This window comes from Bacillus sp. Xin1, from assembly GCF_013314535.1.
Classification (GTDB): Bacteria; Bacillota; Bacilli; order Bacillales; family Bacillaceae_G; genus Bacillus_A.
This window is the reverse complement of sequence record NZ_JABUAE010000008.1, coordinates 125,131-150,474: the sequence shown is the minus strand read 5'-3', so window position 1 is coordinate 150,474 and position 25,344 is coordinate 125,131. Positions and strand designations below refer to the sequence as shown.

Sequence of the window (25,344 nt, the reverse complement as noted above, 5' to 3'; positions counted from 1 at the left end):
AAAAATCCGACTCTTATGAGTCGGATTTTCACTTCACATTTACACAGGCTTCATGTGCAGTTATATAGTATGTTTTGCCTTTGCTGTTGTATACCTTGTATTGTAACGAACCATTTACGCTTACCTTCGCATCAATTATAAACACTATACCCTTCCCTACTATTCAAGCCATATCTAATCTCTTTATCTATCATTTCATTCCTGGCAAATTCCTTTCTTTCATTGATAGCATTGGATTATTATAATAGTTATATTATTCGGCGTGGAATACGGAGAGGGTCTACAACAGCTCATTATATGAAAAATGCCAAAATTATCTTAAAAAAAGACGGCAATGGAAATTTCATTTTAACAGGTTAGCCAGTCGACTAATAGGAGGAAAGAAATATATGCTATTAAAAAATCCAGAAGATCCAGTTTATCAGTTCTTAGCAGCAACATTTCATCAAGATACATTTTACGAAGAAGCACTCCAAGAGTTACTTGAAGAGGCACCCAAAGAGTATTTGCAAGATGCTATTATTTTCCTAGCTGAATTTATTCAAAGTGATTATAGTGATAAAGAAAAAAATGAGTACATACGGTTTTCTGCAGATGGAATATATTTTGAAGGAATAGAAATAACACCATTGGAATGGCTTGAACAAACAGTTAAAACGCTAAAACAAGCATTAAAAAACACTTAATAAAAAAATCGACCGCCCGTAATAGGCGGTCCTTTCTTCATATTACTTCACATATACGTAGGCTTCTTTTGCAGTAATATAGTATCCTTTACTGTTACGTACTTTGTACTGCGGTGAACCATTAACTTTTTCATCAATTGTAAACTCTACCCCTGCATCTACAGTACCAATAATACCTTTACCTTAGCAAGGTGGTTCGGAGTAAAATCGTAGGTTCACCACCTCAGTCAGACCATACGTTTTCAATAACTTCAAACATACGTGAGAAGATATTTGAAACTAAGAAAACTCTGCTGATTAATTATTAGCGGGGTTTAATGCATATTGAGGTAATGGATGACCTTCGATAGATTCCATATACATTTCAGCTAATCGGGCTCCATCGATTAATTCTATATTTAATTCTTCTGTATAGTATCTAGCATTTTTCGAGAAGCCACCAGTTGAAACGACATATCCGCCTTTTGCTCCTCGTTTGGCAATATTACTATGCACTAGAGCAATTGCTTTATAGGACATATCATTGCATAAACATTTTACTTGGCCAAGATATAAATCGCCATTTAATGTATGTTCAAAGTCAACGCCATAGTCTCCAGATGCTGTTGTTACAAAAGTTGTGCCACCATGATATCGCTCAATAACGTCCGCAACGAATGCTTCAAATTCTAATGGTGTTTGGCGTATAAAAACAGAGGAACACTTTTCATTTTCTTGTGGTTTCATGAAGCGATAATATAAACCCATCGCTAGTGTACGTTTAAATTCTTCATCTTTATTAAAGCGAGAAATAAGCTGATATAAGTGATGGTCTTTTCTTCTTTTGTAAACGTACCAAGCGATGTACAGAACAAATATGGTAATTAGAAATGCATATAGCATAGACACACCTCCCTAGAAATAGTATTTCTTACAAAAATAAATTTATTTACTAAAAATTCGGCAATATAAATTCTTATAATTTGATATAATTATTTTCGAAATATTAATACATATATAGGGGGATTTTTCATGGAAGCGACAGGAGTAAACGGGCAATTACAGATTGAAGGGAATAAAATCACTATCAAAAGAAAAGGCATGCTTGCGAAGATGACACAAGGGTTAAAGGGAGATAAAGACATACAAATCAAACAGCTTTCTTCTATTCAATTCAAGCCCGCTGGAACATTTACAAACGGTTATATCCAATTTACTTTCTCTGGAGGGAAAGAGGATAAAGGTGGTCTTTTTGATGCCACAAAAGATGAAAATACAATTATGTTTAATAAAAAACAACAACCGAATTTCATAAAAGTTAAAGCGTTGATCGAACAGAAAATGGACGAATTACATTCTCCTGCACCTATTCATGCTCCTGTTGATGTAGCTGATCAAATAAAAAAACTAGCTGATTTGCGTGATAGCGGCATTCTTACAAACGAGGAATTTGATGCGAAGAAGAAACAATTACTTGGTATATAAAAAATAACCCAGCTCCTATAAAGGAGCTGGGTTTCATTATTCAAAAACATATATGTATAAAATTTTACTTAATGGCTCATAAAATAAAAATTTATGTAAAATAAACTCTACTTATCTGATATAGTAAACATTGGAATATATACATATTTTTCAAGGAGGAGCAAAATGCAAAGTAAGGTTTGGACTATTTTATTTTTAATCATCTTTTTTCCAATTGGTTTATTTCTAATGTGGAAACATCAACATTTCACAAAAGCAACGCGTGTTATTATCACATTATTTTTTCTAATTCTTATTCTATTGGCATCGTGTAGTAATGGTACAAGTAGCGCTGAAAAGGCTGAATTAAAAAAGAAAGAACAACAACTAATCAATAAAGAAAAAGATTTAGAGAAACGTGAAAAAGAACTAAAAGAAAAGGAAAAAGAGTTAGATGAAAAATCTAAAGAATGCCAAAAGAATGATGAAGAAAAGAAAAAATTAGAAGAACAAAAGAAACTAGAAGAAGAAAAACGTAAACAAGAGGAATTGAAAAAACAACAGGAAGAAGAACAAAAGAAACAACAAGAATTGAAAAAGCAACAAGAAGAACAAAAGAAACAGCAAGAATTGAAAAAGCAACAAGAAGAAGAGCAAAAGAAACAACAAGAACAACAGGCTCAAGTTAAACAAGAAGCTGCGTCTTCAGCTCCTCAGCCAAATCAAAAACAGTCAACTGAACAAGGTGGCTCTTGTAATATTAAAGGGAATAAAAACAGTAAGGGTGAAAAAATTTATCATATGCCTGGACAACAGTTTTATGATAAAACAAATGCCGAAGAAATGTTTTGCTCAGAAGCGGAAGCAAAAGCTGCTGGATATAGAGCATCAAAAAGATAATAATAGATCCGACTCCACAACAGAGTCGGATCTTTATTTCACTTCACATATACATAAGCTTCATTTACAGTTACTTTTGTATCAACTGCAAATTCGCCTCCTACATCTACAATACTAACAACATCTTTAGAGAATCTTTCCTATAGCTAGGTAAACATACAAGAAAAACGATTTCATTTTGCATCTACTACTTATATGATTTATAAGCAAAGGAGTTTGATTATTCTTGAGCTTAAATAACGGAAGAAACTGTAACCCTTCTGCGATTTCTTGTTCTGTTCCTGGTTCCGTTTCCGTTCCTTTTCCTGGTTCGGCGCCGTCTATCGCTACAACTCCTCAATTGTTTTTTACGCCATTGCCGCCAAACCCACCTACTATTGCTTTACCGGAAAATACAAGCAATATCACGATTATGGAGTTTTTAGTTCCTGCCCGAGTAGTAGCAGAAAGACCAAGAGTTCAACTAGACGCAACAATGAGTACAGAAATTTTTGTAGATACTGGAAATGGAAACGGAGGTAGTATTGATTTTTTTGATGTGGATAACATAACGTATCAATTATTCCGTAATAATACGTTGCTCACAGATACCATTGTATCTGGAAACTATCAAATAGGTTCGGGAGACAATACGTTCTTTACCTTTAATTCTACGTTTACGTGGGTAGATACACTACATCCGACCGGTCCAATACTTCCACCAGACCCTATACTTCCAGTAGACCCAATATGCTATCGCATTGTAGCGAATGTAGGAAATTATAGCGAGGGAGTAAGTGCTGAGGTTAGAAATCGCGGGTTTATTGGTGTGGTTTATCCGCCAGACCCTATACTTCCTGCTCTTCCTACCGGCCCTATTTAACGTAAATTACAGACGCTATGTAATAAATAAAACCGACTCCGTTACAGTTTACAGAGCCGGTTTCTTTTTCGTTTATTTAATGTTAAAGTGTTTTTCTTCAACAAAAGTACTTTGTCCAATATCAAGCCATCCGTTTTGGCGAGAATAAATTTCGTACGAATTTGTCCCATCTACATTACCTGTACAATGTCCGTCAGCATCATAAGTGTTAATGCCATACCCTGGTGGATATTTTGAATATGCACGGAACCATTGAACAGTAACGTGTTCTTGCGGAACCCATTGTTGCCAACCGAGGCATAACATATTCTTATCCCCGCCGTACCAACGACCTTCAAGGATAAGGTATGGCGTCTTATCAGAAATACGTTCACCAGTAAAATGGCCATCTGGTTCGTTGTAAAGATTAACTCCATAGCCAACAGGATACTTTGAAACTGCGATACCAATTCCTTTTTCTTGATTCGATTGAATATTTGAAGCGACAGTGTTTGCTTCTTCACCAATAAACCATGAAAGAGGTTTGTCGCCCACAAGTTTATTCAAGTCGCATTTACCAATGCCGTTAACATGTCCTGTTTCAGTGTACTGCCAAATGTCGCATGGATAAGCAGGTTTGTTACCACCGTATCGAGGAATCCATGTGAAGTCTGCTTTTACTTTTGACATGCCAAATTTTGAGTACATGTGGTGCCCAACGTAAAATCCTACTTTTTTAGCACCTAAACGATATAACTCATCAATGAAAGCTTGTGAACCTGCAACCATATCGCCCATTGTTTTTACCTCAACATCGGCAACCCAAAATAGTGCATCTTTATCGCCACGATTCCAAAAGTCTCGTGCTTCTTTCTTTGCATCAGCAATTGATACGAATCGGCAGAATGCATAATTCCCAAACGGTACGCCATGAGATTTCATAGAAGCCACATAGGACTTGTACATTGGGTCTACATAGTTTGAACCATCTTGTACACGTGCAATCGCTAAATCAAGTAAAGGTGCTGCCACTGACCAATTAATATTTCCGTTCCATTTAGAAATATCTACAATGTGTCCCATTATGCATCTTCTCCTTTTTTATCTTGATCAGCAAACCATTTGCCAGCAGCTGGATTAGAAATTACGCCAGCTCCAATCAAAATAACAAGAATGATATCGACATACTCCTGATATCGCCCTAAATTAAAATGAGGGATAGTATCCATTAATACCATCCCCAACAGTGCGAACAATGCTACCCATAACCCACGATTTTTAAATTTTCCTTTTATCTCAGTCATTCTCCTTTTCTAAAGTATCAAGTCGCTTATGTGCTTGTTTCGAACTCTCTTCAACACGTGTAATGCGTTCACCAAGTACAATCATTTGCTTTTCATTCGCTTTTAAATCGATACGGATATCGTCTACACCTTTACGAATATAACCAAGCTCTGATTTCATTTCAGCGCTTTGTCTTCCATCAGATTTAATTTCTCTTGATCGATTAAGCGCGTAGGAAAAGTAACCAACAACACATGAAACTAATGCGATAAGTACACCGATTTCAATTGTCATATATTAACTCCTTTCCAAAATAAAAAAGCCCACTATTGTGCGCTTACCATAAATCAGAAAATGTAGCGTATGGTCCTTCCGATACAGCTAATGAAATGATTTTTTCTTGTTCTGTAATGGACCAGAGCTCTTTTCCGTCTGGTGATATTTTCTTTAACGTTTTATTATGACATGCAGCATAAATATAACCATTTTTCGTTACTCTCACTAACTCTGTTGCACTTTCATCTGCAAATTGACAATGCCAAATACGATTCATATTTTGATCATATTTCGCTACGCCACTACGCAACGCTAAATATAAATCCTTGGCATCGGTAACTAATGATAAAACAGAACTGAATACACCTATGTTTAATACTTTAATCTCTTTACCGTCTTTTGAAATACGTATGACAGAACTATTCACTGTCCCAACGAATAAGTAATTATCATTCAAAGTGATTTCCCTTGTATCTCCTATATCTGTAATTGGTAAATTAAAAATTTCTGTACCGTTAGAGTTTAATTTTACAACCCTTGCGCTAACATAAGCTTCTTGAGTGTTAACTAACACATACATATTCTTATCGTTATCCAAAATCATTTCTTCAACACCTGGTTGATTAATTGTCGGAAATCCTCGTCTCCACAATTCTTTATTTTGTTTATCTCTTTTTATTATTTCTCCTTCTTTTCCATCATAGAAATTACCATCACGATCCACAGCTACATGTATTGTAGAATATGCATTAGCACTCTCCCAAGGGATGCTCCACTCAGGACTGCCATCTGGTTTCACTCTGTATATCCCCCTATATTTCGTTCCATATATGCAACAAATCCATCCACATCAACCGCTAGTGAATCAATATCTTTTCCCTCAATACAACGCCATATTTGATTTCCATCATAAACAGAAGCCTTCTTTAAAGAGGATGACATTTCATTTCCTGCCTTGCCGTTAGATGTTGCATAGCATTATCCCCCTCATTTTATCTTGATACATTTTGTATCAAAATTAATTAAAAAAATATCAGGAAACAACTCTCGATCCCTAACACAATAGAACTTTTCAAGCTTAAGTAATGTTTTCCTCCCTGGTTCAGAATCACCTTTTTCAAGTTTCCTTACATACACTTCTGATAAATTAAGTATATCTGCTAGTTCTCTTTGAGTAAGTTCCTTTTTTTTCTTTCATGTATCAACCGTATACGTTCCAATACGCTCGCCTCCTTTTGATACATTTATTATCATTTTATTCAAAGTGATACTTTTTGTATCTATAATAGAAATAGTATTTATATATCGCTATTGCTCATAATAACTATTCGAGAGGAGGAATCTTATGATTGAAGAACGATTAAAAAAAGCACGAGGTAATCGAACACAAGAAGAGGTAGCTAAATATCTTGGAATATCAAGAGCAAGATACTCTCATTACGAAAATGGAAGAAGTGAACCAGATAATGAAACTTTAAAAAAATTAGCTGATTTCTTTGATATATCTGTTGATTACCTATTAGGAAGAACCAATACCTCTGTACCACCTGAAAACGAATACGACTCTCTCTTGGAGATCACCAACCATGTCAAACAACTTGGCATAAACGATATGGGCTTCTTTGATATAGAAAAATGGAAAAACCTCTCTCCAGAGGATGTGGAAATGATTAAACGTCATTTTGATATGGTTGTAGAGTTAGCGGAAAAACGTAGAAAATAAGAAATATATATGTAAGTTTAAATGAATTTCAAACTAATGAATAAAAGCCCACTTCACGGGCTTTTATTTTTACAGTAAAATAAGAACAAACGTTCCTATTTTTAACAATGAGGTGAAATTCATGGATTGGTCGTATCAGACTACCCTACTGGAAGATTGGATAACTACATTTTATCAACAGCTTGGAATTTTAAAACCAAGTGATTTATGTATTGAAAACATTGCTCAACACTGTAATATCATACTTTTAAAAGAAAACATTGACTCGTATTACATAGCAAATAATTATTTAAAAATGATTGTCATTGATTCACGCTTATCTAAAGAAAAACAAAAAGAGATATTCTTTCATGAATTATGTCATATCCTGCGCCACACTGGCATACAAGGGATTATGCCTACTGCTTTTCGCGAATTACAAGAATGGGATGCAGTACATTTTACCAAATATGCAGCTACCCCCTTCCATATGCTAAAATATATTAATCCTGCAAAGGATACCATGGTCGCTGATATGTCTGAATTGTTTCAAGTTACTCCTGAATTATGTAAGCAACGTCTTACTCAAATTCAAAGTAAAATTCAAATGAAGGAGTGTTTGGCATGAAAGGACATATTCGAAAAAGAGGTTCGAAGTGGACAATAATAGTAGATATTGGTCCCGATCCTGAAACGGGCAAAAGACGCCAAAAATGGTTTTCAGGATATAAAACGAAAAAAGAAGCACAAGCCGATATGGCTAAAAGAATCGTAGAAATAGAAGAAGGCTCGTATATCGAGCCCACAAAAATGAGAGTACGCGAATTCTTTATTCAATACCTTGAAGCTAGAAAGATAAATCTTAGAGAAACCACGTACTATAATTATCGTAAACATATTAATAATCATATTATACCAAAACTCGGTAACATTCCAATGCAAAAATTAAAGGGTATAGATCTTGAAAAATTTTATAGAGATCTATCAGAAAGTATGAAGCCTGTTACAGTACGAAGTATACATCAGATTATTCGTACTGCCCTTTCTTATGGGATGAGACATGAAATTGTTAGAAAGAATGTTGCGGATGTTGTAAGTCCACCTAAAGGTGTAGAAAAAACTGTGAACACTTGGTCAGAAGAAGACGTACTGCGTTTTTTAGAAAATGCCAAAGATAGTCGATACTATGTCGCTTATCTACTTGCAATTACTTGTGGCATGCGTAAAGGTGAAATATTAGGATTACAATGGAAAGACATTGATTTTGAGAGAAAAACACTATCTGTCAACCGATCTCTTTCTCATATTACTAAAGAATTTCATGAACCAAAAACCTCTACAGGGAAACGTCTAATCGTACTTCCTGAAATCACATTACACGCTCTGGAAGAACATTATGAACGAATAAAAGTAGAAAAAGAACGATACGGAAGCGAGTATAACGACTATGATTTGGTCTGTCCTACTTTCAATGGTAATCCTTGCAATTTCAGAAGTTTGACACAGCTCTGGAAAAAGCTTATAAAGAAAAGTGAGGTTCCTGATATTCGGTTCCATGATCTAAGACATACTCATGCAACTTTAATGTTGAAACAAGGGATTCATCCGAAGATTGTAAGTGAACGACTAGGACATAAAAGAGTAGGCATCACATTAGACACCTACTCACATGTCGTACCAGGACTATAAGAAAAAGCAGTTGAAGATTTTGCAAATACGGATTTTGCATAAAAATACTAGCAGATTCGTATAAAATTGAAAGGAGCGAAAAACATGAAAGAAATCAAGAGTGACAAGGAATTCAAGGACATTATCGCAAGCGAGGAGCCAGTAGTAGTTAAGTTCTTCACTACATGGTGTCCAGATTGCGTACGTATGGACAACTTTATCGGGGATGTAATGGAAGAGTTCAATAAATTTGAATGGTATTCTATTAATAAAGATGAGTTCCCAAATATTGCAGAAGAGTATCAAGTAATGGGAATTCCTAGCTTATTAGTGTATCAAAATGGTGAAAAACTTGGTCATTTACATAGCGCAAATGCAAAAACAGAAGAACAAGTTACTGAGTTTTTAGAAGCGTACTAACATAGAAAAAATGCCTCTGAGTTTTATTCTTTCAGAGGCATTTTTTTAGCCTTTTTTTATGATTATCTTTCGCAATTGCTTAGTCATTTCTTCAGAAGTGTAATATGCTGTTTCCTCATGACCGATATACATGATGACACTTTTCTCTCCTGCGCCTCCAAGGTATAGATGAATTCCATGTGTATCTCCATTTTGATATGTACTTAACAAATCGTATTGTGGCTTTTCATTACTTCTTTTTTGTTTTTTTACGTCATGTAGCAGATTACGAATCCCCTCTAATTTTTCTTTATCTTGAATATTCATAAAATAATCTTCGTTTAAACCACCAAACCCTTTTGAAGTAGATATCGACAGCTTAGAAATATCTTGTTTCTTTACGTTCTCTTCATCGAATACCCCCACACCCTGCGCTAATCAATGTAATAAGCACTAGCATGAAATAAGATAATATTTTTCGCACCCTACTCTTTCCCTTTGTTATATTGTAAAGGAAATCCGATGAAATTTTAATCTTTCCTCACTTTGTACTTCGCAACATATTTTTCCTCCACGAAACTTTGTTACCCCCTACTTAAAAAGCTATAAAACGTCAACAATGTTTGTATAGACCCACACGAGTTTCGTTTGATACTCTATTACTAGAAAGAAATTCCTAACAGAAAGGTGAGTGAGCGTTATGAATTCACTTTCTAATAAAGAAGCTGATAAAGGAGCTATTGTCAGCATTATCGCCTACATATTTTTGTCATCACTGAAAATCGTAATTAGCTATATTGCTCTTTCCAGTGCATTACGTGCAGACGGTTTAAATAATTTAACAGATATTGGTGCTTCTTTAGCTGTATTAATCGGTTTAAAAATTTCTCGGAAGCCTCGTGATCCAGATCATCCGTATGGTCATTCACGTGCAGAACAAATCGCTTCACTTGTTGCTTCCTTTATTATGGCAACGGTTGGTTTAGAAGTTATTGTGAGTGCAATTCAATCCTTTTTTAATCCACAAAAAAACGCACCAAGTATGCTTGCAGCGTGGGTTGCCTTATTTTGTGCTGTCGTCATGTACATCGTGTACAAATATAACAATAAAATTGCACAGCGTACAAAAAGTAAAGCATTAGAAGCCGCAGCGAAAGATAATTTATCAGATGCTCTTGTTAGTATCGGTACAGTTGTCGGTATTGTTGCTTCTCAGTTCCACATGCCGATTCTCGATCCAATCGCGGCCTTACTTGTTGGTTTTATCATTTGCAAAACTGCGTGGGACATCTTTATAGAGGCTTCTCATATGTTAACCGATGGCATTGATCCTGATAAAATGGAGGAGTATTCACAAGCTGTCAAACTTGTTTCTGGTGTTGAACATATTGTTGATATTCGTGCACGTATGTATGGGAACCAAACGTATGTAGATATTACAATCGAAGTAGATGCTCATATGGACGTGAATAAAAGCCATCATATTACAGATAAAATTGAGGAAATGTTAGAACAAAAGTTTGGAATTTTGCACACTCATATTCATGTTGAGCCTATGCAAAAAGAACCTATGATGACATAGGTTCTTTTTTGATGAATGCTTGATGGAACATGATACATAAAACAAGCCAACTTCCACCCGCTGCCCAGCCCGCTAATATATCAGATGGATAATGGACCCCTAGATAGACACGGCTAACAGAAATAGAGAATATCACGAAACATGTAATAAAAATAATCAATAACTTTCTATGCAATGTAATGCGATGTTCCGTGATTGTTACATAAGCGATAAACCCTAAAAATGCTGTGGCATTCATCGTATGTCCGCTTGGAAAACTATATCCTGTAGCTGTAACAAGCTGCGTGACATCTGGTCTTGGTCGTTCATACCATAATTTTAGGAGGTTGTTAAGGTGACGAGATCCATAATAATTAATGATTAAAAATAACGCACCTAACAACCTTTTTCGAATAAGAAAGTACATTACAACTATGATTAATAACGGGAAATATATTTTTTTTGAACCAATATAAGACATCCAAGTGAAATAAGCCGTCAAATAATCGTTCCGAAAACTTTGAATAAAGTTAGTAACAACATCATCAAATTTCTCAACACAAGCGGTATGATACGAAAGTGATAATCCGACAAAACAAATAAGTAATACGCTTAACAAGTATACATGTCGATATCGTTTCACATACATAACCTCACAATACAAAAATAAAAAATGGAGCGGTTGTTTTAGTTTCCCTCTCCATTTCTTTTTTTATGCATTATTTATGAAGAAATATAACTGTTAATTTTTTGCTGCATAGCCGGAATATCTTCACGCGTTACAGTAAAGCGAACGACTCTCTCATCTAAGTCTAACGCTTCTGAAAATAACCCTGCTAATCCGCGAGCTTTTCTGTCTACTTCCATAACAATATCCAATCGATCATGCGCACGTGGTAAAATTAATAATTCCAATTCATCTAATTTCCCATAATATTGCCCTGAAACTGGAATAAACTCATATTCTTGCGCAAATGGAATATTCGTACGTAAATAACGTGGCAGCTCTTCACACTCTGCTTGACGAAGTCTAAATCCTAATTGTTTTACACTATCTAAAACACTATTTAATAATGCATTCGGTAATACCTGAATATAATCACGATCACTCGGATCAATACTCCGCTTAATATCAAGACCTGTATGAATCCAAACCGTTTTCATTCCAAAAGTAAGCGGCGCTTCAATTGGCATCGGGAATGAAAATGGAATTTCTACTTTTTCATTTGGAGATATCGTAATAGGATCCGTTAAACGTACTCGTTCTAAATCGAATGTAGCGCTTACTTTTTTATCATCCATTTCTCGTACATACGACGTTGTTAGCGTTAAGTAAATGCTTTCAACTTGTTGCTCGACTGATCCGCCTGTAATATGAACCACACCTACAATTTCTTCTCCTACTAAATATTCTTCTTTCTCAAGAATTGTATCAACTTTCGCGCTTCCTATTCCAACACTTGCTAAAAACTTTTGAAACATGTATCCCCCATCCTTTCTAATGTATGGCGTATATCCTTTCTAATCGCTTGTACATCTTCATAATATGGCGTCTTCGTCCGTAGCATTCGCATAATAATTTCACGGTTTTCTTTCGCTAGCTGCAACTCTTCATACCATGGTCTTTCTTCTTTTGCAGTAGACTCATAACCAGAATATAATAAAAATAATGTAAAGTGACCTAGTGCATAAAAATCACTGCGATAGTGAACCTCTCGCATATAGGCTTGTTCTCCTACATAGATCGATGCTCGTTCATCGATTTCTCCTATAAATCTAGCTAATCCAAAATCAATTATGCTAATCTGCCCCTCTTCCATTAAAATGTTTGGGGTTCGTAAGTCTCGATGAATAATACCTTTACTATGAAAATAAGAAACGATCTCAAGTACCTTATATAAAATATGAAAAACTTCACGCTCTTCGTAAACATGTCCATCTTTGAAAATGAAGTCTTCAAAATTATTACCTGGCATATACTCCATTATAAAAAACAGCTGTTTTTTCCATATGAAACTATCATGTAAGCTTGGTATTGCTGGATGATCTAACTGTTCTAAAATTGCTTGCTCCTGTGCAAATGACCTTCGACCTGACATATACCTTTGCTTACTTTGTCTTAATTGTTTCAAAACCTTTTTTTCTTTCGTTTCCAAATCATTAACGATATATGTAAAACCATAGCTGCCCATTCCAATTACTGATTTAATTTTATAGCGCTGCGTAACAATTGTATCAGTGCGCAGCGGTCTATCAAACCAAGCAAGTATGTCACGCCACTTCATCAACTACTGGAAAAGAAACTACGGCTTTTACGTTTTCTTTTATAGTGCTGATGTCCATAGCCATGAGAATTTCTTCTCCTGTTATAATCGCTACTTGAATACGAGCGACCTCTATGACGATAATCACTACTTGAGTAGGAACGATATCTATTCTTCTTTCCTAGTAAAGAATCAATAATTTTTTTGAACATCCCTTCACCTCTTGTTTCAAATTTTCTTTTTATTATACCAATAATAATCTTTTATGTTTGTGACAAGTTTGTAAAGAAAGAATTTTAAAGTGTAAAAAACGACGAGTAGGTCCCGTCGTTACTTTCATCCTTCATCTTCATCAAACACTTCATCAATCATGCATTTTTCTAGTAAATACTCAAATGTAATATCAGCGAGGTCCTCAATCTCTTCTCGCTTTGGCACATACCCTCTCTCAATTAGTTGCTCATAAAAAAACTCCGCAATTTCTTCCGTATCAATTACGACTTCAATTTCCTTCATGAGCATCACTCCTTTATTTCTGTTTATATGAAGAAATTTCAAAATTATGTATACGAGATTAGAAAAATAGATTTTCTTTTCTATATCATACTTGTCTGTCATATCAATTCAGCTCACAGCATACGATGTAGTACAAGCTATTTAAAGGGGGAAATAAAAAATGGAATACCAATATGAAGTAGAGCAAAGAAAAGAAGAGTTCATGCATGAAGATAAATGGGCAGACTCTGTCATTAAAGGGCTTATTATTTTTTTAACAATTGTAGGTATACCTTACACAGCTTATATTTTTGTTCAGTTCCTGCTTACTTTCTAGCTATTTTTTCTCTGTTAATTTAACTAAATAATTATGGACGACATCCATAACAATTTTATATTCTTCATCTTGAAATGTTTCATATAATAATTGATAGTCATTATAAATGTCTAATAATCCATCAATAATTTCTTGTCGGCTTGTTTTAATACTCACCTTTTTGGAGTTGTTTATTGATTTCAATTTTCCTAAATCTAATTTATTCATCCCTGCTTTATCTTGTTTTAGTTTTTTCAAAATTGCATTAGCAGTTTGCGCATTCGCAAGCAAGGTTAAATCTGATTCATCAGCCTCTAACCACTCACCATCTGTAATTCTCGATAATTCATATATCGTATCTTCCCAAGCGTCATTTTTATACCGCCACACCTCTGTGCGAAACCCAACGATACGAAAAACATCTTTATCATATCCCGTAACTTGCACTAGGTCACCGAATGTAAAATGATAACGCAGTTCAATCCATTCTGTTTCACCTTTTTTCATTTCTTGTTCCGTGACATGCTGAAGTGTTTGTTCCACATAAAATCCATCATGATTATTAACTTCATATACATAAACACCATCTAATATTTTCATATTTGTGATTTTACCAACAGTCCCATATAGCGTAATCACGACTATGTCTCCTACATTATATTTAGGTTGTTTTTTTCGTGCCATTTATCTCTCTCCTTTTTAAAGTCGTGATTTTGATAACAGTATATGCAAACGATGAAAAAACGCTTATCACATAAGCTTATATTCAAAAATTTTTTCATGAAAAATTTAATAGACATACTAGCTTTCCGTTTATCGTTCCTGAATACATGTCTAGCATCTCGTATCGTACGCTACGCATCGTGCTGTAATTTAAACTATATTTCAATTTAATGGATCGGCATCATGCAGTAGACATTAGCCATTAACAAATGGCATTATACCTTCTGGATTCAGAGATATAACAGTTTATCAATATGATAAAAAACAAAAAAACATAATAAGTACTTTACTTTATCTAAAGTAATATACTCATTATGTTTTATATGCATCATACTATTCTTGGCGGAGCGTTCTCTACTCCTAATTTTCAATTAATACAAACAAAGAGCCCCACTGAACATAAAACGAATTTCTTCATTATGTTTTTTATTCTTAACTATCTTTCCTGTATGTATAAATCCCAAGCTTCATCAAAAATAGTCATGCTGCCTAGTAATCCACTTAATTCTAAATACGAGCTAATTTCATCGTAATCTTCTGATTGCTTCGGAAAACTTAAATCATCATACATAGCTTCAGCTAAATCAGATACTTCATTTTTAACTAAAGACGCACGGTGCTTCATCATATAGTGATAAAATGACTTTTTCAAACATATTCCCTACCTTTCTAACTTGGATACATTATACAAGGGAGAAAAGAAAAAAACCAGCATAATCGCTGGTTTTCTGGTTAAAAGTCAAAATAATTTCTCTTTAATAAGCGTGGACGTTCCATTAGTTCTTCATATGTTAGTTGTTTCGGTAAATCTTTTGTATAAATTAAAAACAATTGATCTTCTATTTCTTTTACAACATGATCAGGCTGATAGTCCATTCCACATGATGAACAAGAAATACATGGTGTCTTTTGAATTTCAATGGCTTTTGTACCATCTGGCAATTCCCAATATACAGTATTCAGACTTTCTTTCGCTTCTGTACTGTCACACCACATACAATTCATACTGCGTCACCCTCAGCTTTTTTATTTTCTTCTAATTTCGCCATTTGTGCTTGATATTTTTTATCTTTTAACTGGTCACGCTTATCACGTTTATCTTTTAATGAAGCATGTTCGTCATTTGTTTCATAATCTTTACGGCGATTCATGCGCTGCAAGTCATCTGGGACAAGATTGAATTTCTTATCACTCATCAATCCAGCTACACCAATATCTGAACGTTTCTCTTCATATGTTGGATAAATTTCTTTGAAATAACCTTCCGCTCTTCCTGGCACATAATTTTCTGGTTCTGGATATGTTGTAATAACTCCTTCAAAGTTACGGAGTACAACTTTATCCGCGCTTTGTGAAATTAAATAGTTTGGCTGCAGGGCAATTTTCCCGCCTCCACCTGGAGCATCAACAACGAACGTCGGAACAGCATAACCAGAAGTATGCCCACGTAACCCCTCAATAATTTCTAACCCTTTGGAAACTGGAGCGCGGAAGTGACCGATACCTTCTGATAAATCACATTGATAAATATAATACGGACGAACGCGAATTTTTACTAAATCATGCATTAGCTTTTTCATGATTGGTACACTATCGTTAATTCCAGCTAAAATAACTGCTTGGTTTCCTATTGGAACACCTGCATTTGCAAGCATTTCACACGCTAGTTTTGACTCTTCTGTAATTTCAATAGAAGTATTAAAATGTGTATTTAACCATACTGGGTGATATTTTTTAATAATATTACATAGATTTTCTGTAATACGTTGTGGAAACACAACCGGTGCTCTCGTTCCGATACGGATAATTTCCACATGCGGAATTGCTCGTAAGTTCTTTAATACATATTCTAAAATTTTATCATTAATAAGAAGACCGTCACCACCAGAGATTAAAACGTCACGTACTTGTGGCGTTTGACTAATGTAAGCAATTGCATCATCTAGTTGTTTTTTCGGAACACCCATTCCAATTTGTCCACTAAAACGACGACGTGTACAATAACGACAATACATAGAACATTGATTTGTTACTAGAAATAAAACACGGTCTGGGTAGCGATGTGTTAAGCCTGGAACTGGTGAATCTTCATCTTCATGAAGTGGATCTTCTAAATCATATTTTGTTTTATATAATTCTTCCGAAATCGGTACTGATTGCATCCGAATCGGACAGCGCGGATCATCAGGATTCATAAGAGAAGCATAGTACGGTGTAATATTTAACGGAATCGTTTTTGTTGAAATTTTAACACCTTCTTCTTCTTCTGGTGTTAAATTGATTACTTTCTTTAAATCATCTAACGTTTTGATCGTATTCGTTAATTGCCAAACCCAATCATTCCATTGCTCTTCTGTAACATCTTTCCATAATTCGATATCTTTCCAGTGACGATTTGGTTTGTATACATCATGTAACATTGCTATTCCCCCTTTTTTTACGCTCACCATTTATATAAGCAATAATTATGCCAACTTTTCATTCCCAATAAGAAATGGCTAAAGATACCCTATTATATAAGGAAAAAGATTTTTTCTTATTTTAAATGGCGCTTATAATAAACAGAATATTCATTTCTTTCTGTTTATGTAAACGCTCTTTTATTGGTGCAAACACACAAAAACCGCCGATTATTCGGCGGTTTTGTCATACTTATTTAATTTATACTGCAATGTTTGCCTTGGAATACCTAGCAATTTAGCAGCTTGCAAAATATTCCCATCTGTTTCTGTTAGTGCTTGATCAATTAATTCTTTTTCTGTTTGATAAAGTGCCTCACGTAAAGGGAGGATGCTTTTCTTCTTATTCTTTGAATCTACCTCTTTTCGAAATGTTCGTGGTAAACAACTAACCGTTAAGGAGCTTCCTTCAGCAATAATTACAGCGTGTTCCATAGTATGTTTTAACTCTCTTACATTTCCAGGCCAATGGTATGCTAGTAATCTTTCTTTCGTCTCATTCTCAATATGAAGTACATCTTTTTTATATTCTTTATTATAATCGTTTAAAAAATACGACGCTAACAATAATACGTCTTCTTTTCGTTCACGAAGCGGTGGAATATATAGCGAAAATACATTTAAGCGATAATATAAATCCGTTCGAATTTTATTTTCACGTAAACATATCTCTGGAGGCTGATTCATCGCCGTAATGACGCGAACATCAACTTTTCTCGTCTTATTATCCCCTATACGACGAATCACTCCATCTTCTAATGCCCGAAGCATTTTTGCCTGCAGATCAAGGGGCATCGAATTTAATTCATCTAAAAATAATGTCCCTCCATCTGCAAGTTCAAATAACCCCGCACGTTCAATAGCACCTGTATAACTACCTTTTGTTGTGCCAAATAATAAACTCTCTAAAAGAGATTCTGGAAGAGCTGCACAGTTTTGAGCAATAAACGGTTTATTTTTCCGTTTTGAAGCCTCATGAATCGCTTGTACGAATAATTCTTTTCCAGTCCCTGTCTCCCCGTAAATTAAAACATTGGCATCTGTTGGTGCCACCTTTTGTGCCAAATCTTTCGTTTGTTTAAAGCGAGAATCTTCTGTCACAATTGTATTAAAGGCAACGTGCTTTTTTGTTACCTTTTTCCTAGAAGAACGTTTCATTTTCGATTGTAAATCAACAATGGTATCAGTTAACTTTTGAATTGTCGAGTAATCTTTTGCAATTTCAACAGCACCTGCAATTTTATCTTCTATAAAGATAGGTAATGTAGTATTTACAGTACAGACATCTTCACCGTTTAAATTTTGATACCGCTGTACTTGATGCAAAATCGGCTTTTTCGTATCTAAAACTTTCATAAGTGTACTCGTTTCCCTTGATAAGGATGGGAATGCTTCTAATAAATGCTTTCCTAATACATTCTCAATCTTTGAACCATCATGTTTTGCAGCAACAGTATTATAAAAAATTGTAATACCATTTTCATCCACCGCATGAATAGCTTCATCAATACTGCCCAAAATCGCCTCAATGACTTCTTGTGTCGAAACTGCTAGCATTGTCATCCCCCCTCTTGCCAAAAATCCAGCAAATTATATGCCGAATTTTCAGCACACCTGTGTGCGATTATAAGCATTACGATTCCGTTCTACTTTTTATTTATTTCATATTATTTATTTCTCATTTACAAGTGATATAATAAAATACACATCAGTGAAGGATTTTTCTATCCTCCACTGATGATTCTCCTAGCAAGCGAGGTTCTTACTACCCGTTAATACGAGATAAATCTTTCACCCATATATTCATATCTTCTAATTTATCAAAAATGTAGCAATTATTCGCTAGCCTTCCTGTATATGTATACCCTAGCTGATGAAAAGCTGCGTTCATTCCAAATGAAAGCGAACGTGCAATTGTGTAAGAACAAAAGATTGCTCTCTCTTGCAATTCTTCTTCTAACTTAATAAGTAAACTTTTCATAAATCCATGTTTTCGATATTCAGGTAACGTTGCACAATTCGTTAATTCCGCATTCCCCTCTTTTACATTCATTTCTGCTGAAGCAGTACTAATAATACGCCCGTCTAATTCATACACATAATAAATTGTATCTTCTTTCATCGTTTGAACAACATAGTCTGCTTCATTTAACGGAGTCGGATAAATTTCAAACACTTTTCCAAACACACTTGCCAATTCTTCTGCGTCTTCCTCTGTCGCTTTTCGCAAGACAAATTTCTCAGGAACTTGTTTCTCCTTTACCTCTTTTTCCCTCACACCATCTATAATACGATCCTCATCAACCCACTGAATACTATTTCGTCTTTCATCATCACGGTATTTCACAAGAAAATACGCATCATGTCCTTGAAAATAATGTGGTATCGTCGCTTCTAATAAAAAGCCAAAAGAGAGCCACGTCGAAACATGCTCTCCCTTTCCTTTTATAATACATTTGGTGAAAGAATGCTTCTCTGCTAACTCTTCTATTTTTTGCACAAGACTTTCTACATTTCCTGTATAATGGTCTACCCGAATACGTTTATTAAAATAATCTAGCGCCCCTTCTACAGTATAGTGGTTCGTCTGTTCTTTAAATAATTCATAATATTTCATTTTTTCACCTCACACCAGTCTAGTAATGTACATGCAATAATTTTTGCTGCGGCAATCATTTTATCCACTTCAATGTATTCATTTGGATAGTGGGCTACCTTTGTCTCCCCTGGTCCGAATATAATAGTTGGAATTTCTGCAATTTGTGTAAACAAACCACCATCCGTCCCCCATGGTGATGCTTCTATAATTGGACTTCTTCCTTCAATTTGAACAAAATTGTCTTGAAGCGTTGTAATAAGTTCATGCTCCTCATCCAATTCACCTGGGACCCATCTTGCTCCAAACCATTGTACTTCTACTGGATATTCTTCGAACCATGGATCTACATTTTTTAATTGTCCTATCCAACTTTCAAATTCTTCTTTTACCGCCTCCATAGTTTCATTCGGTGCAACTCCGCATCTTCCTTCTAAAATCAATGCATCTGGTACAGAGCTTGGCCAACTACCACCTTCAATTTTCCCAACATTGATTGGAACAGGGATTGGAATTTCTTTATATAATGGATCTGTAATTCGCTCATTTCTTTTCTGTTCTAACTGTCTCAACTGCTCAACGACAAACATGCTTTTTTCAATCGCACTTACACCTTCATAACGTGTACCACCATGTGCTGCCTTTCCTTTTACATGTAGGCGAAACCACATAGAACCTTGTTGTTTTGGGAAGAACTTCATATTTGTAGGTTCTGGAATAATAACCCCATCTGCCTTATAGCCTCGTAAAATTGCTGCTAAAGTACCTGCTCCACCGCTCTCTTCTTCTATGACACTTTGAAAATAAATATCTCCTTTTAGTTCAATACCCAGCTCTATAATCGCTTCCATTGCTAACATAAGAGCCACATTTCCGCCCTTCATATCCGTTGTTCCACGACCGTATATGCGATTCCCTATTTTTTCACCACTATATGGATGGTGTTCCCACTGATTCACGTCACCTTCTGGTACCACATCAATGTGTCCGTTTAAAATCATTGATTTTCCATCGCCGCTTCCTTTTAACGTCGCAACAATATTGGGGCTATCTGAAAAATTCGTTCTTGGAGATACAAAATAAGGATGATCTTTCATTTTTGTAAAAGAAGGCTCCCAAATATCGAGATCTAAACCTAATTCACGTAATTTTTCAATGACAATTGCTTGCGCGCCGCTCTCATCTCCAGATACACTTTTTTCTTGAATTAATCGTTTTAAGAGTTTTACACTTTCTCCTTCATGACTTTCAATATAATCACATACTTGTTTTTTTAATTGCTTCATAATTTGTTAGCTCCTCTCATTCAATCACAAGTAAATTAGAACTCACATGAAAAGATGCCTCCGTATTTTGTTTTACATCCTCTACTGTATAAGGACTCATTAACTCTTGAAGTACTAAACCTTCAGAAGTAACTTCCATTACAGCCATATCTGTAATAATTAAATCTACGCATCTTTTCGACGTTAATGGAAGTGTACATTCTGAAACAACTTTTGCATTTCCATACTTATCAACGTGATTCATCACAACAACAACCCGCTTTGCTTTTTGTGCTAAATCCATCGCTCCGCCAATACCTGGAACGCGTTTTCCTGGAACAATCCAATTTGCTAAATCACCTTTTTCACTTACTTGCAGTGAACCAAGTATCGTTACATCAAGCAACCCTTTTCGAATCATTCCAAATGCTGTACAGCTATCAAAATAACTTGCTCCTGTAATGAGTGACGTCGGCAATCCAGCCGCATTACACAAGTTTTCATCTTCGCTTCCTTTACTTGGCGTTGGTCCCATTCCAACAATACCGTTTTCCGCCTGGAACATAACGTGTATATCCTCTGGCAAATGGTTAGGTACAAGAGAAGGAATACCAATTCCTAAATTCACAATCATTCCATTTTGAATCTCTTTCGCAGCCCGCCTTGCAATCTTATCTCTCACTTCTACTCCCATACCCATGTCCAATTCACTCCTTCCGACGGCACGATATAATCTACAAAAACACCTGGAACAACAATTTCCTCCGGATCTAAGCTTCCAAGTGGTACAATCTCTTCTGCCTCAACAATTGTAATATCTCCAGCCATCGCAACATGTGGATTCATATTACGAGCACTTTTATCAAACACAAGATTCCCAAATGGATCTGCCTTTTTCGCGTATACAATCGATACCTCTGCAGTTAAAGCCGTTTCCACTAAATATGTTTTTCCGTTCATCTCGACTGTTCGTTTTCCTTCTTCCACAATTGTATCTACACCGACATCGACAAGAACTCCACCAAGTCCAACACCACCAGCACGAATCCTTTCTGCCAGCGTTCCCTGTGGTGAAAACTCAATCTGTAATCGACCTTCATTTAACTGTCTGCCCGCATTTGGATTTGAACCAATATGTGAAGTAATTAATGATTTCACTCGTTCTTTCGTTATAAGGCGACCGATTCCTACATCCGGAAACCCTGTATCATTTCCGATTAAATGTAAATTTGAAATTCCTTTTTCTACAATCGCTTGTATTAATGATGGAGGGGATCCAATTCCGCCAAATCCTCCAAACATTAACGCCATATCATCATGAAACAAAGAGATAATATCGTCAATTTCTTTTAATTTTCCAAATGTATTTGTAATAGTTGTCATGCGATACTATGACCTCCTTTTTGCATCATCTCTTCCACACTTTTCGCAAAAATCTCAAGTAATTCATCTAACTCGGAATATGTAGTTGTCATCGGCGGTGCAACAAGCAACGCACTATCCTCTTTTCCTGCCTGCCCTGATACAGCTTGATATAAAAGGAGTCCATTTTTCGCTGCGACTGAAATAAGTTCAGACGCTTTTGTAAACGGTTGCAATTCTACTCCGATCAGCAACCCTTTTCCACGCACATCGGAAATAATTGTCGATTGCTGCTGAACTTTCTGCAATCCTTTTATTAAATATTCTCCTTTTTCCGCTGTTTTCTCAGGCAAGTTATGTTTCTCCATATATTCAATAACCGCTAAAGCCGTCGCGGCTGACAATGGATTAGCGCTAAGCGTATGCCCACTCATTACGGAACGCGATCCTCGTAAAATTGGTTCCATCACACGATCACTCACAACCGTCGCGGCCATCGGTGTATAACCAGCACCTAGTCCCTTTCCTAACGTCATAATATCTGGCTCCACGCCCCAGTGCTCCATCGCAAACCATGCACCAGTACGTCCAAGACCTGTCATAACTTCATCCGCAATAAATAAAATATCATAATGGCTACAAATATCTTTAATCACCTTATAATATTCTTTCGGTGGTACAACCGCTCCGCCTGCCGCACCAATAATTGGTTCCGCTATAAAAGCCGCAATATGTTCTGCGCCAATTCGATCAATTGCTCGTTCTAACTCAGTCGCACAAGAAAGCTGACATGTTGGATATACTTTCTGCACCGGACAACGGAAACAATACGGTGCTGGAACAGTTGGGTAATCTTCTAAAATAGATACAAATCGCTGACGGCGAAGTGGATGCCCTGACATTGATAAAGCTCCCATCGTAATACCGTGATAACTCATCCAGCGTGACAAAATTTTATGTTTTCCTTGAATACCACGCTCTTGAAAATGCTGAATCGCAATTTTCATCGCCGTTTCATTCGCTTCCGTACCACTATTTACGAAAAAACTCCAGTTCAAATCCCCTACACTTAAATCACTTAATTTCTTTGCTAACTTCTCAGCTGGCTCACTCGTAAACTGTGAGCGATACACAAAAGCAATCTCCTCTGCCTGCTTTTTAATCACTTCCGCAATCTCTGTTACGCCATGTCCGATACCTGCCGTAATCGCTCCTGACGAACCATCAAAATATTTATTACCATTTTGATCATACAAATACACACCTTTTCCATGCGAAATCATTGGATACGGCTGACCAACAAGTGGCTTAATTAAGTAATCGCGCATAGCGCTCCCCCATTTCTCCAATTTGTATATATATATGAAGAAAATTGACGTTTCTTTCATAAAAAAGAATCCTCTGCAAGCGCAGTGAATTTATCAAAAAACTATTATAAAATATACAAATGAGTGCTAAAAACCGAAATAAAAAGTGAAAATTCAGAAACACAACAAAAGACCAAACCCTTTCCCCCTCTAAAAGGATCCTCCCTTCTATAAAAATTAAGCCTAAAAAACATACGAACTCATTATTTTCTTACCATACTATCAGCTTTACGTAATTGCTGACATTGTGTAAACTTCGACGAAACTCCCGTCAATTTCCTTCCTATTTATTTAGTTTATCCGTCATACTTTTCAACAAAATTAGACAAAATCCTAAAAAAGAAAGAACCGATTAACTTTAATTAACCAGTTCAGCATGACGCTCTTTATTGGCAATTAACGTACGCAACTCGCCCCAATAATGATTAGTAAAATAAACAATACAACGATTAACGCAAATCCAGAACCTGTACCGCAACCTCCGCCGCCATAGCCACCGTATCCGCAATAACTACCAGGATATCCATATCCCCACATGATTTGTCCCACTCCCTCCACTACTTAAAAATTCATTTTCCCTAATAAATTATGTAGGACAACTGTCACTTTGTATGTGCGTTTGCCTATAAATCAAAAAATCCCTAAGTTCAACTAGGAATTTTTGATTTATATGGAATGCTGCAATGTGTATACATTTGACCACTCCCACGGCTGAAGCGCGTGGGCTTTCCCGCTCACAAATTCTGTAAAGTGAAGCTTCCATTCGTGTTTTTTCATCCCCAACTGATGGTTAGCTCTCCACCTCTCTACTATGCTTTTCTCTGAATCTTTAGGTGAGAGTCTTACTACCTCAAAATTGCAGGATACATTATCTATTAGTATTTTTATATTTTTTGACAAGTTTGTTTGCATAAGCCCTTTTCCAAGATGCATATAGTTATAGTGATAAAAAAGGAGGAATTTACATGGCACAATCTGAAATTGAAAAATATGGCCAAGAAGCAGCCCTGTATGAACAGCTTGCTCGTTACTATCAATATACAAACCCAAAAAAATATATGGAATTATATATGAAATATCATAGTGCGATTACAAAACTTGTACATGCATATGAAAAACGCGATTCTCAAGAAGCGGTATTGCCATCTTATATGAGACTATTCCACGCATCCCCTCAAACACAAGCTGTTGATTTTTTAGTGAATGGACAAAGGGTAATTAAAAATATTTCATTTAAACAATATAGCCCTTATTTGTCCTTGGCTCAAGGGAAGTACCGAGTTGATATTGTACCTACTGGTAATGAAACGCCTATTTTCTCAGCACTTGTTCCGATGATGGGCAACCGCTCTTATACACTTGCAGCAATCGGTACAAATGCACATATACAATTACAACCAATGCTTGATACTACTCCTTTACAATCAGGTCAAGCAAAAATAAGATTTTCACATTTTTCACCTGATACCCCCGCCGTTTATGTATCAATAAAAGGCGGCGATTATTTATTTGAAAATGTTTTATTTAAACAAATAACAGATTATTTGCAGGTGAGTCCTGGAACCGCTGATATTGAAATTTCTCTTGCTGATACAAAAAAAGTGCTTGTAACCATTCCTAACGTAAAAGTAGAACCAAATACAATTTACACATTTTCATTAGTAGGTTATTCTAATCAATCCCCAAAATTAGAAGCTGTGGTTCTGACAAATTAAAAAGTCTATACCATTCTCTCTT

General features: G+C 35.7%; 35 protein-coding genes and 2 pseudogenes. 12 read left to right on the top strand and 25 right to left on the bottom strand.

From position 1 onward, the window contains the following. Positions 1 to 28 precede the first annotated feature (28 nt). A pseudogene (locus tag HRG09_RS28860) lies at positions 29 to 145 on the bottom strand (N-acetylmuramoyl-L-alanine amidase); the annotation flags it as partial. A 107-nt stretch (positions 146 to 252) separates the two neighbouring features. On the opposite strand from HRG09_RS28860, the pseudogene HRG09_RS29655 reads away from it, so the two are divergent. Both HRG09_RS29655 and HRG09_RS10855 read left to right on the top strand, forming a co-directional pair. Further along, positions 253 to 360: pseudogene (locus tag HRG09_RS29655) on the top strand (WXG100 family type VII secretion target); the annotation flags it as partial. Positions 361 to 389: 29 nt separating this feature from the next. Then, the gene (locus tag HRG09_RS10855) at positions 390 to 686 is read left to right on the top strand and encodes a contact-dependent growth inhibition system immunity protein (RefSeq protein WP_174100805.1); all 297 of its coding nucleotides are present in this window, start codon (positions 390 to 392) and stop codon (positions 684 to 686) included. Positions 687 to 983: 297 nt separating this feature from the next. On the opposite strand, the gene HRG09_RS10850 is transcribed toward HRG09_RS10855, so the two are convergent. Next, complete coding sequence (locus tag HRG09_RS10850) at positions 984 to 1,568, bottom strand: restriction endonuclease (protein WP_174100803.1); 585 nt, start codon at positions 1,566 to 1,568, stop codon at positions 984 to 986. 129 nt (positions 1,569 to 1,697) lie between these two features. Here HRG09_RS10850 and HRG09_RS10845 point away from each other — a divergent pair, with 129 nt between their 5' ends. The 3 genes from HRG09_RS10845 (at position 1,698) to HRG09_RS10835 (ending at position 3,891) form a co-directional block, all read left to right on the top strand. Then, a complete protein-coding gene (locus HRG09_RS10845) occupies positions 1,698 to 2,150 on the top strand; it encodes a DUF4429 domain-containing protein (protein ID WP_174100801.1) in 453 nt (150 codons plus the stop codon). Between the two features lie 165 nt (positions 2,151 to 2,315). Next, a complete protein-coding gene (locus HRG09_RS10840) occupies positions 2,316 to 3,029 on the top strand; it encodes a sunset domain-containing protein (protein WP_174100799.1) in 714 nt (237 codons plus the stop codon). A 226-nt stretch (positions 3,030 to 3,255) separates the two neighbouring features. Beyond that, positions 3,256 to 3,891 (top strand): hypothetical protein, encoded by a 636-nt coding sequence (locus HRG09_RS10835; RefSeq protein WP_174100798.1) that lies wholly within the window; start codon positions 3,256 to 3,258, stop codon positions 3,889 to 3,891. A 72-nt stretch (positions 3,892 to 3,963) separates the two neighbouring features. On the opposite strand, the gene HRG09_RS10830 is transcribed toward HRG09_RS10835, so the two are convergent. From HRG09_RS10830 to HRG09_RS28850, 6 genes are read right to left on the bottom strand one after another with little or no spacing between them, the layout of a single operon-like run. Then, positions 3,964 to 4,953 (bottom strand): glycoside hydrolase family 25 protein, encoded by a 990-nt coding sequence (locus tag HRG09_RS10830; protein ID WP_174100796.1) that lies wholly within the window; start codon positions 4,951 to 4,953, stop codon positions 3,964 to 3,966. After that, positions 4,953 to 5,165 carry a hypothetical protein gene (locus HRG09_RS10825; protein WP_174100824.1) on the bottom strand — a complete coding sequence of 71 codons (213 nt, stop codon included), beginning with the start codon at positions 5,163 to 5,165 and terminating at the stop codon, positions 4,953 to 4,955. Before HRG09_RS10825 ends, HRG09_RS10830 begins: the two co-directional genes overlap by 1 nt. Before the next feature lies 1 nt (position 5,166). Further along, positions 5,167 to 5,448 carry a hypothetical protein gene (locus HRG09_RS10820; protein WP_174100794.1) on the bottom strand — a complete coding sequence of 94 codons (282 nt, stop codon included), beginning with the start codon at positions 5,446 to 5,448 and terminating at the stop codon, positions 5,167 to 5,169. Between the two features lie 43 nt (positions 5,449 to 5,491). Continuing rightward, positions 5,492 to 6,229, bottom strand: a complete 738-nt coding sequence (locus HRG09_RS10815) for an NHL repeat-containing protein (RefSeq protein ID WP_174100792.1) — start codon at positions 6,227 to 6,229, stop codon at positions 5,492 to 5,494. Next, positions 6,226 to 6,372 (bottom strand): hypothetical protein, encoded by a 147-nt coding sequence (locus HRG09_RS10810; RefSeq protein ID WP_174100791.1) that lies wholly within the window; start codon positions 6,370 to 6,372, stop codon positions 6,226 to 6,228. Before HRG09_RS10810 ends, HRG09_RS10815 begins: the two co-directional genes overlap by 4 nt. 45 nt (positions 6,373 to 6,417) lie before the next feature. Beyond that, positions 6,418 to 6,567, bottom strand: coding sequence for a hypothetical protein (locus tag HRG09_RS28850; protein WP_309232101.1), 150 nt, complete (start codon positions 6,565 to 6,567; stop codon positions 6,418 to 6,420). Between the two features lie 208 nt (positions 6,568 to 6,775). On the opposite strand from HRG09_RS28850, the gene HRG09_RS10800 reads away from it, so the two are divergent. The 4 genes from HRG09_RS10800 to HRG09_RS10785 all read left to right on the top strand — a co-directional run bounded on the left by HRG09_RS10800 (position 6,776) and on the right by HRG09_RS10785 (position 9,220). Further along, a complete protein-coding gene (locus HRG09_RS10800; protein ID WP_174100789.1) occupies positions 6,776 to 7,153 on the top strand; it encodes a helix-turn-helix domain-containing protein in 378 nt (125 codons plus the stop codon). Positions 7,154 to 7,274: 121 nt separating this feature from the next. Next, positions 7,275 to 7,760, top strand: coding sequence for an ImmA/IrrE family metallo-endopeptidase (locus HRG09_RS10795; RefSeq protein WP_174100786.1), 486 nt, complete (start codon positions 7,275 to 7,277; stop codon positions 7,758 to 7,760). After that, positions 7,757 to 8,821: a site-specific integrase gene (locus HRG09_RS10790; RefSeq protein WP_174100784.1), complete on the top strand. Its 1,065-nt coding sequence runs from the start codon at positions 7,757 to 7,759 to the stop codon at positions 8,819 to 8,821. The genes HRG09_RS10795 and HRG09_RS10790 overlap by 4 nt, the downstream gene beginning before the upstream one ends. Before the next feature lie 84 nt (positions 8,822 to 8,905). Further along, entirely contained in the window at positions 8,906 to 9,220 is a 315-nt protein-coding gene (locus HRG09_RS10785) for a thioredoxin family protein (RefSeq protein WP_174100783.1), read from the top strand. 45 nt (positions 9,221 to 9,265) lie between these two features. On the opposite strand, the gene HRG09_RS10780 is transcribed toward HRG09_RS10785, so the two are convergent. Further along, positions 9,266 to 9,625 (bottom strand): YhfM domain-containing protein, encoded by a 360-nt coding sequence (locus tag HRG09_RS10780; RefSeq protein WP_174100669.1) that lies wholly within the window; start codon positions 9,623 to 9,625, stop codon positions 9,266 to 9,268. A gap of 274 nt (positions 9,626 to 9,899) precedes the next feature. Between HRG09_RS10780 and HRG09_RS10775 the strand changes: the two genes are divergently transcribed. After that, complete coding sequence (locus HRG09_RS10775; RefSeq protein WP_174100781.1) at positions 9,900 to 10,781, top strand: cation diffusion facilitator family transporter; 882 nt, start codon at positions 9,900 to 9,902, stop codon at positions 10,779 to 10,781. Here HRG09_RS10775 and HRG09_RS10770 read toward each other — a convergent pair. The 5 genes from HRG09_RS10770 to HRG09_RS10750 all read right to left on the bottom strand — a co-directional run bounded on the left by HRG09_RS10770 (position 10,768) and on the right by HRG09_RS10750 (position 13,540). Beyond that, positions 10,768 to 11,403, bottom strand: a complete 636-nt coding sequence (locus HRG09_RS10770) for a phosphatase PAP2 family protein (protein ID WP_174100779.1) — start codon at positions 11,401 to 11,403, stop codon at positions 10,768 to 10,770. The genes HRG09_RS10775 and HRG09_RS10770 overlap by 14 nt on opposite strands. A gap of 80 nt (positions 11,404 to 11,483) precedes the next feature. Beyond that, positions 11,484 to 12,242, bottom strand: a complete 759-nt coding sequence (locus HRG09_RS10765) for a sporulation protein (RefSeq protein WP_174100778.1) — start codon at positions 12,240 to 12,242, stop codon at positions 11,484 to 11,486. Then, positions 12,224 to 13,045: a serine/threonine protein kinase gene (locus HRG09_RS10760; protein WP_174100776.1), complete on the bottom strand. Its 822-nt coding sequence runs from the start codon at positions 13,043 to 13,045 to the stop codon at positions 12,224 to 12,226. The genes HRG09_RS10765 and HRG09_RS10760 overlap by 19 nt, the downstream gene beginning before the upstream one ends. Then, positions 13,045 to 13,236 carry a hypothetical protein gene (locus HRG09_RS10755; RefSeq protein WP_174100774.1) on the bottom strand — a complete coding sequence of 64 codons (192 nt, stop codon included), beginning with the start codon at positions 13,234 to 13,236 and terminating at the stop codon, positions 13,045 to 13,047. Before HRG09_RS10755 ends, HRG09_RS10760 begins: the two co-directional genes overlap by 1 nt. A 124-nt stretch (positions 13,237 to 13,360) precedes the next feature. Then, positions 13,361 to 13,540: a YozD family protein gene (locus HRG09_RS10750; RefSeq protein WP_003197525.1), complete on the bottom strand. Its 180-nt coding sequence runs from the start codon at positions 13,538 to 13,540 to the stop codon at positions 13,361 to 13,363. A 160-nt stretch (positions 13,541 to 13,700) separates the two neighbouring features. Between HRG09_RS10750 and HRG09_RS10745 the strand changes: the two genes are divergently transcribed. Then, positions 13,701 to 13,856, top strand: a complete 156-nt coding sequence (locus HRG09_RS10745; RefSeq protein ID WP_174100772.1) for a DUF3930 family protein — start codon at positions 13,701 to 13,703, stop codon at positions 13,854 to 13,856. Here HRG09_RS10745 and HRG09_RS10740 read toward each other — a convergent pair whose 3' ends face one another. The 11 genes from HRG09_RS10740 to HRG09_RS10690 form a co-directional block, all read right to left on the bottom strand. Continuing rightward, positions 13,857 to 14,519, bottom strand: a complete 663-nt coding sequence (locus tag HRG09_RS10740) for a hypothetical protein (protein ID WP_174100770.1) — start codon at positions 14,517 to 14,519, stop codon at positions 13,857 to 13,859. A 475-nt stretch (positions 14,520 to 14,994) separates the two neighbouring features. Next, the gene (locus HRG09_RS10735) at positions 14,995 to 15,210 is read right to left on the bottom strand and encodes a YozE family protein (RefSeq protein WP_098337230.1); all 216 of its coding nucleotides are present in this window, start codon (positions 15,208 to 15,210) and stop codon (positions 14,995 to 14,997) included. An 80-nt stretch (positions 15,211 to 15,290) separates the two neighbouring features. Beyond that, positions 15,291 to 15,563, bottom strand: a complete 273-nt coding sequence (locus HRG09_RS10730; RefSeq protein ID WP_017149664.1) for a YokU family protein — start codon at positions 15,561 to 15,563, stop codon at positions 15,291 to 15,293. Beyond that, on the bottom strand, positions 15,560 to 16,978 hold the full coding sequence (gene kamA / locus HRG09_RS10725) for a lysine 2,3-aminomutase (protein ID WP_098490834.1): 1,419 nt from the start codon (positions 16,976 to 16,978) through the stop codon (positions 15,560 to 15,562). The genes HRG09_RS10730 and kamA overlap by 4 nt, the downstream gene beginning before the upstream one ends. A gap of 210 nt (positions 16,979 to 17,188) precedes the next feature. Further along, positions 17,189 to 18,580: a sigma-54 interaction domain-containing protein gene (locus HRG09_RS10720; protein ID WP_174100769.1), complete on the bottom strand. Its 1,392-nt coding sequence runs from the start codon at positions 18,578 to 18,580 to the stop codon at positions 17,189 to 17,191. A gap of 202 nt (positions 18,581 to 18,782) precedes the next feature. Further along, complete coding sequence (gene ablB, locus HRG09_RS10715) at positions 18,783 to 19,634, bottom strand: putative beta-lysine N-acetyltransferase (RefSeq protein WP_174100767.1); 852 nt, start codon at positions 19,632 to 19,634, stop codon at positions 18,783 to 18,785. Beyond that, on the bottom strand, positions 19,631 to 20,899 hold the full coding sequence (locus HRG09_RS10710) for a peptidase (RefSeq protein ID WP_174100765.1): 1,269 nt from the start codon (positions 20,897 to 20,899) through the stop codon (positions 19,631 to 19,633). The genes ablB and HRG09_RS10710 overlap by 4 nt, the downstream gene beginning before the upstream one ends. A gap of 16 nt (positions 20,900 to 20,915) precedes the next feature. Next, entirely contained in the window at positions 20,916 to 21,578 is a 663-nt protein-coding gene (locus HRG09_RS10705; RefSeq protein WP_174100763.1) for a CoA transferase subunit B, read from the bottom strand. Next, positions 21,563 to 22,261, bottom strand: a complete 699-nt coding sequence (locus HRG09_RS10700; protein ID WP_174100761.1) for a CoA transferase subunit A — start codon at positions 22,259 to 22,261, stop codon at positions 21,563 to 21,565. The genes HRG09_RS10705 and HRG09_RS10700 overlap by 16 nt, the downstream gene beginning before the upstream one ends. Beyond that, positions 22,258 to 23,568, bottom strand: a complete 1,311-nt coding sequence (locus HRG09_RS10695) for an aspartate aminotransferase family protein (RefSeq protein ID WP_174100759.1) — start codon at positions 23,566 to 23,568, stop codon at positions 22,258 to 22,260. Before HRG09_RS10695 ends, HRG09_RS10700 begins: the two co-directional genes overlap by 4 nt. Positions 23,569 to 24,003: 435 nt before the next feature. Beyond that, positions 24,004 to 24,144, bottom strand: coding sequence for a YjcZ family sporulation protein (locus HRG09_RS10690; protein WP_174100822.1), 141 nt, complete (start codon positions 24,142 to 24,144; stop codon positions 24,004 to 24,006). Positions 24,145 to 24,572: 428 nt separating this feature from the next. On the opposite strand from HRG09_RS10690, the gene HRG09_RS10685 reads away from it, so the two are divergent. Then, positions 24,573 to 25,322 carry a DUF4397 domain-containing protein gene (locus HRG09_RS10685; RefSeq protein WP_174100757.1) on the top strand — a complete coding sequence of 250 codons (750 nt, stop codon included), beginning with the start codon at positions 24,573 to 24,575 and terminating at the stop codon, positions 25,320 to 25,322. Positions 25,323 to 25,344 lie beyond the last annotated feature (22 nt).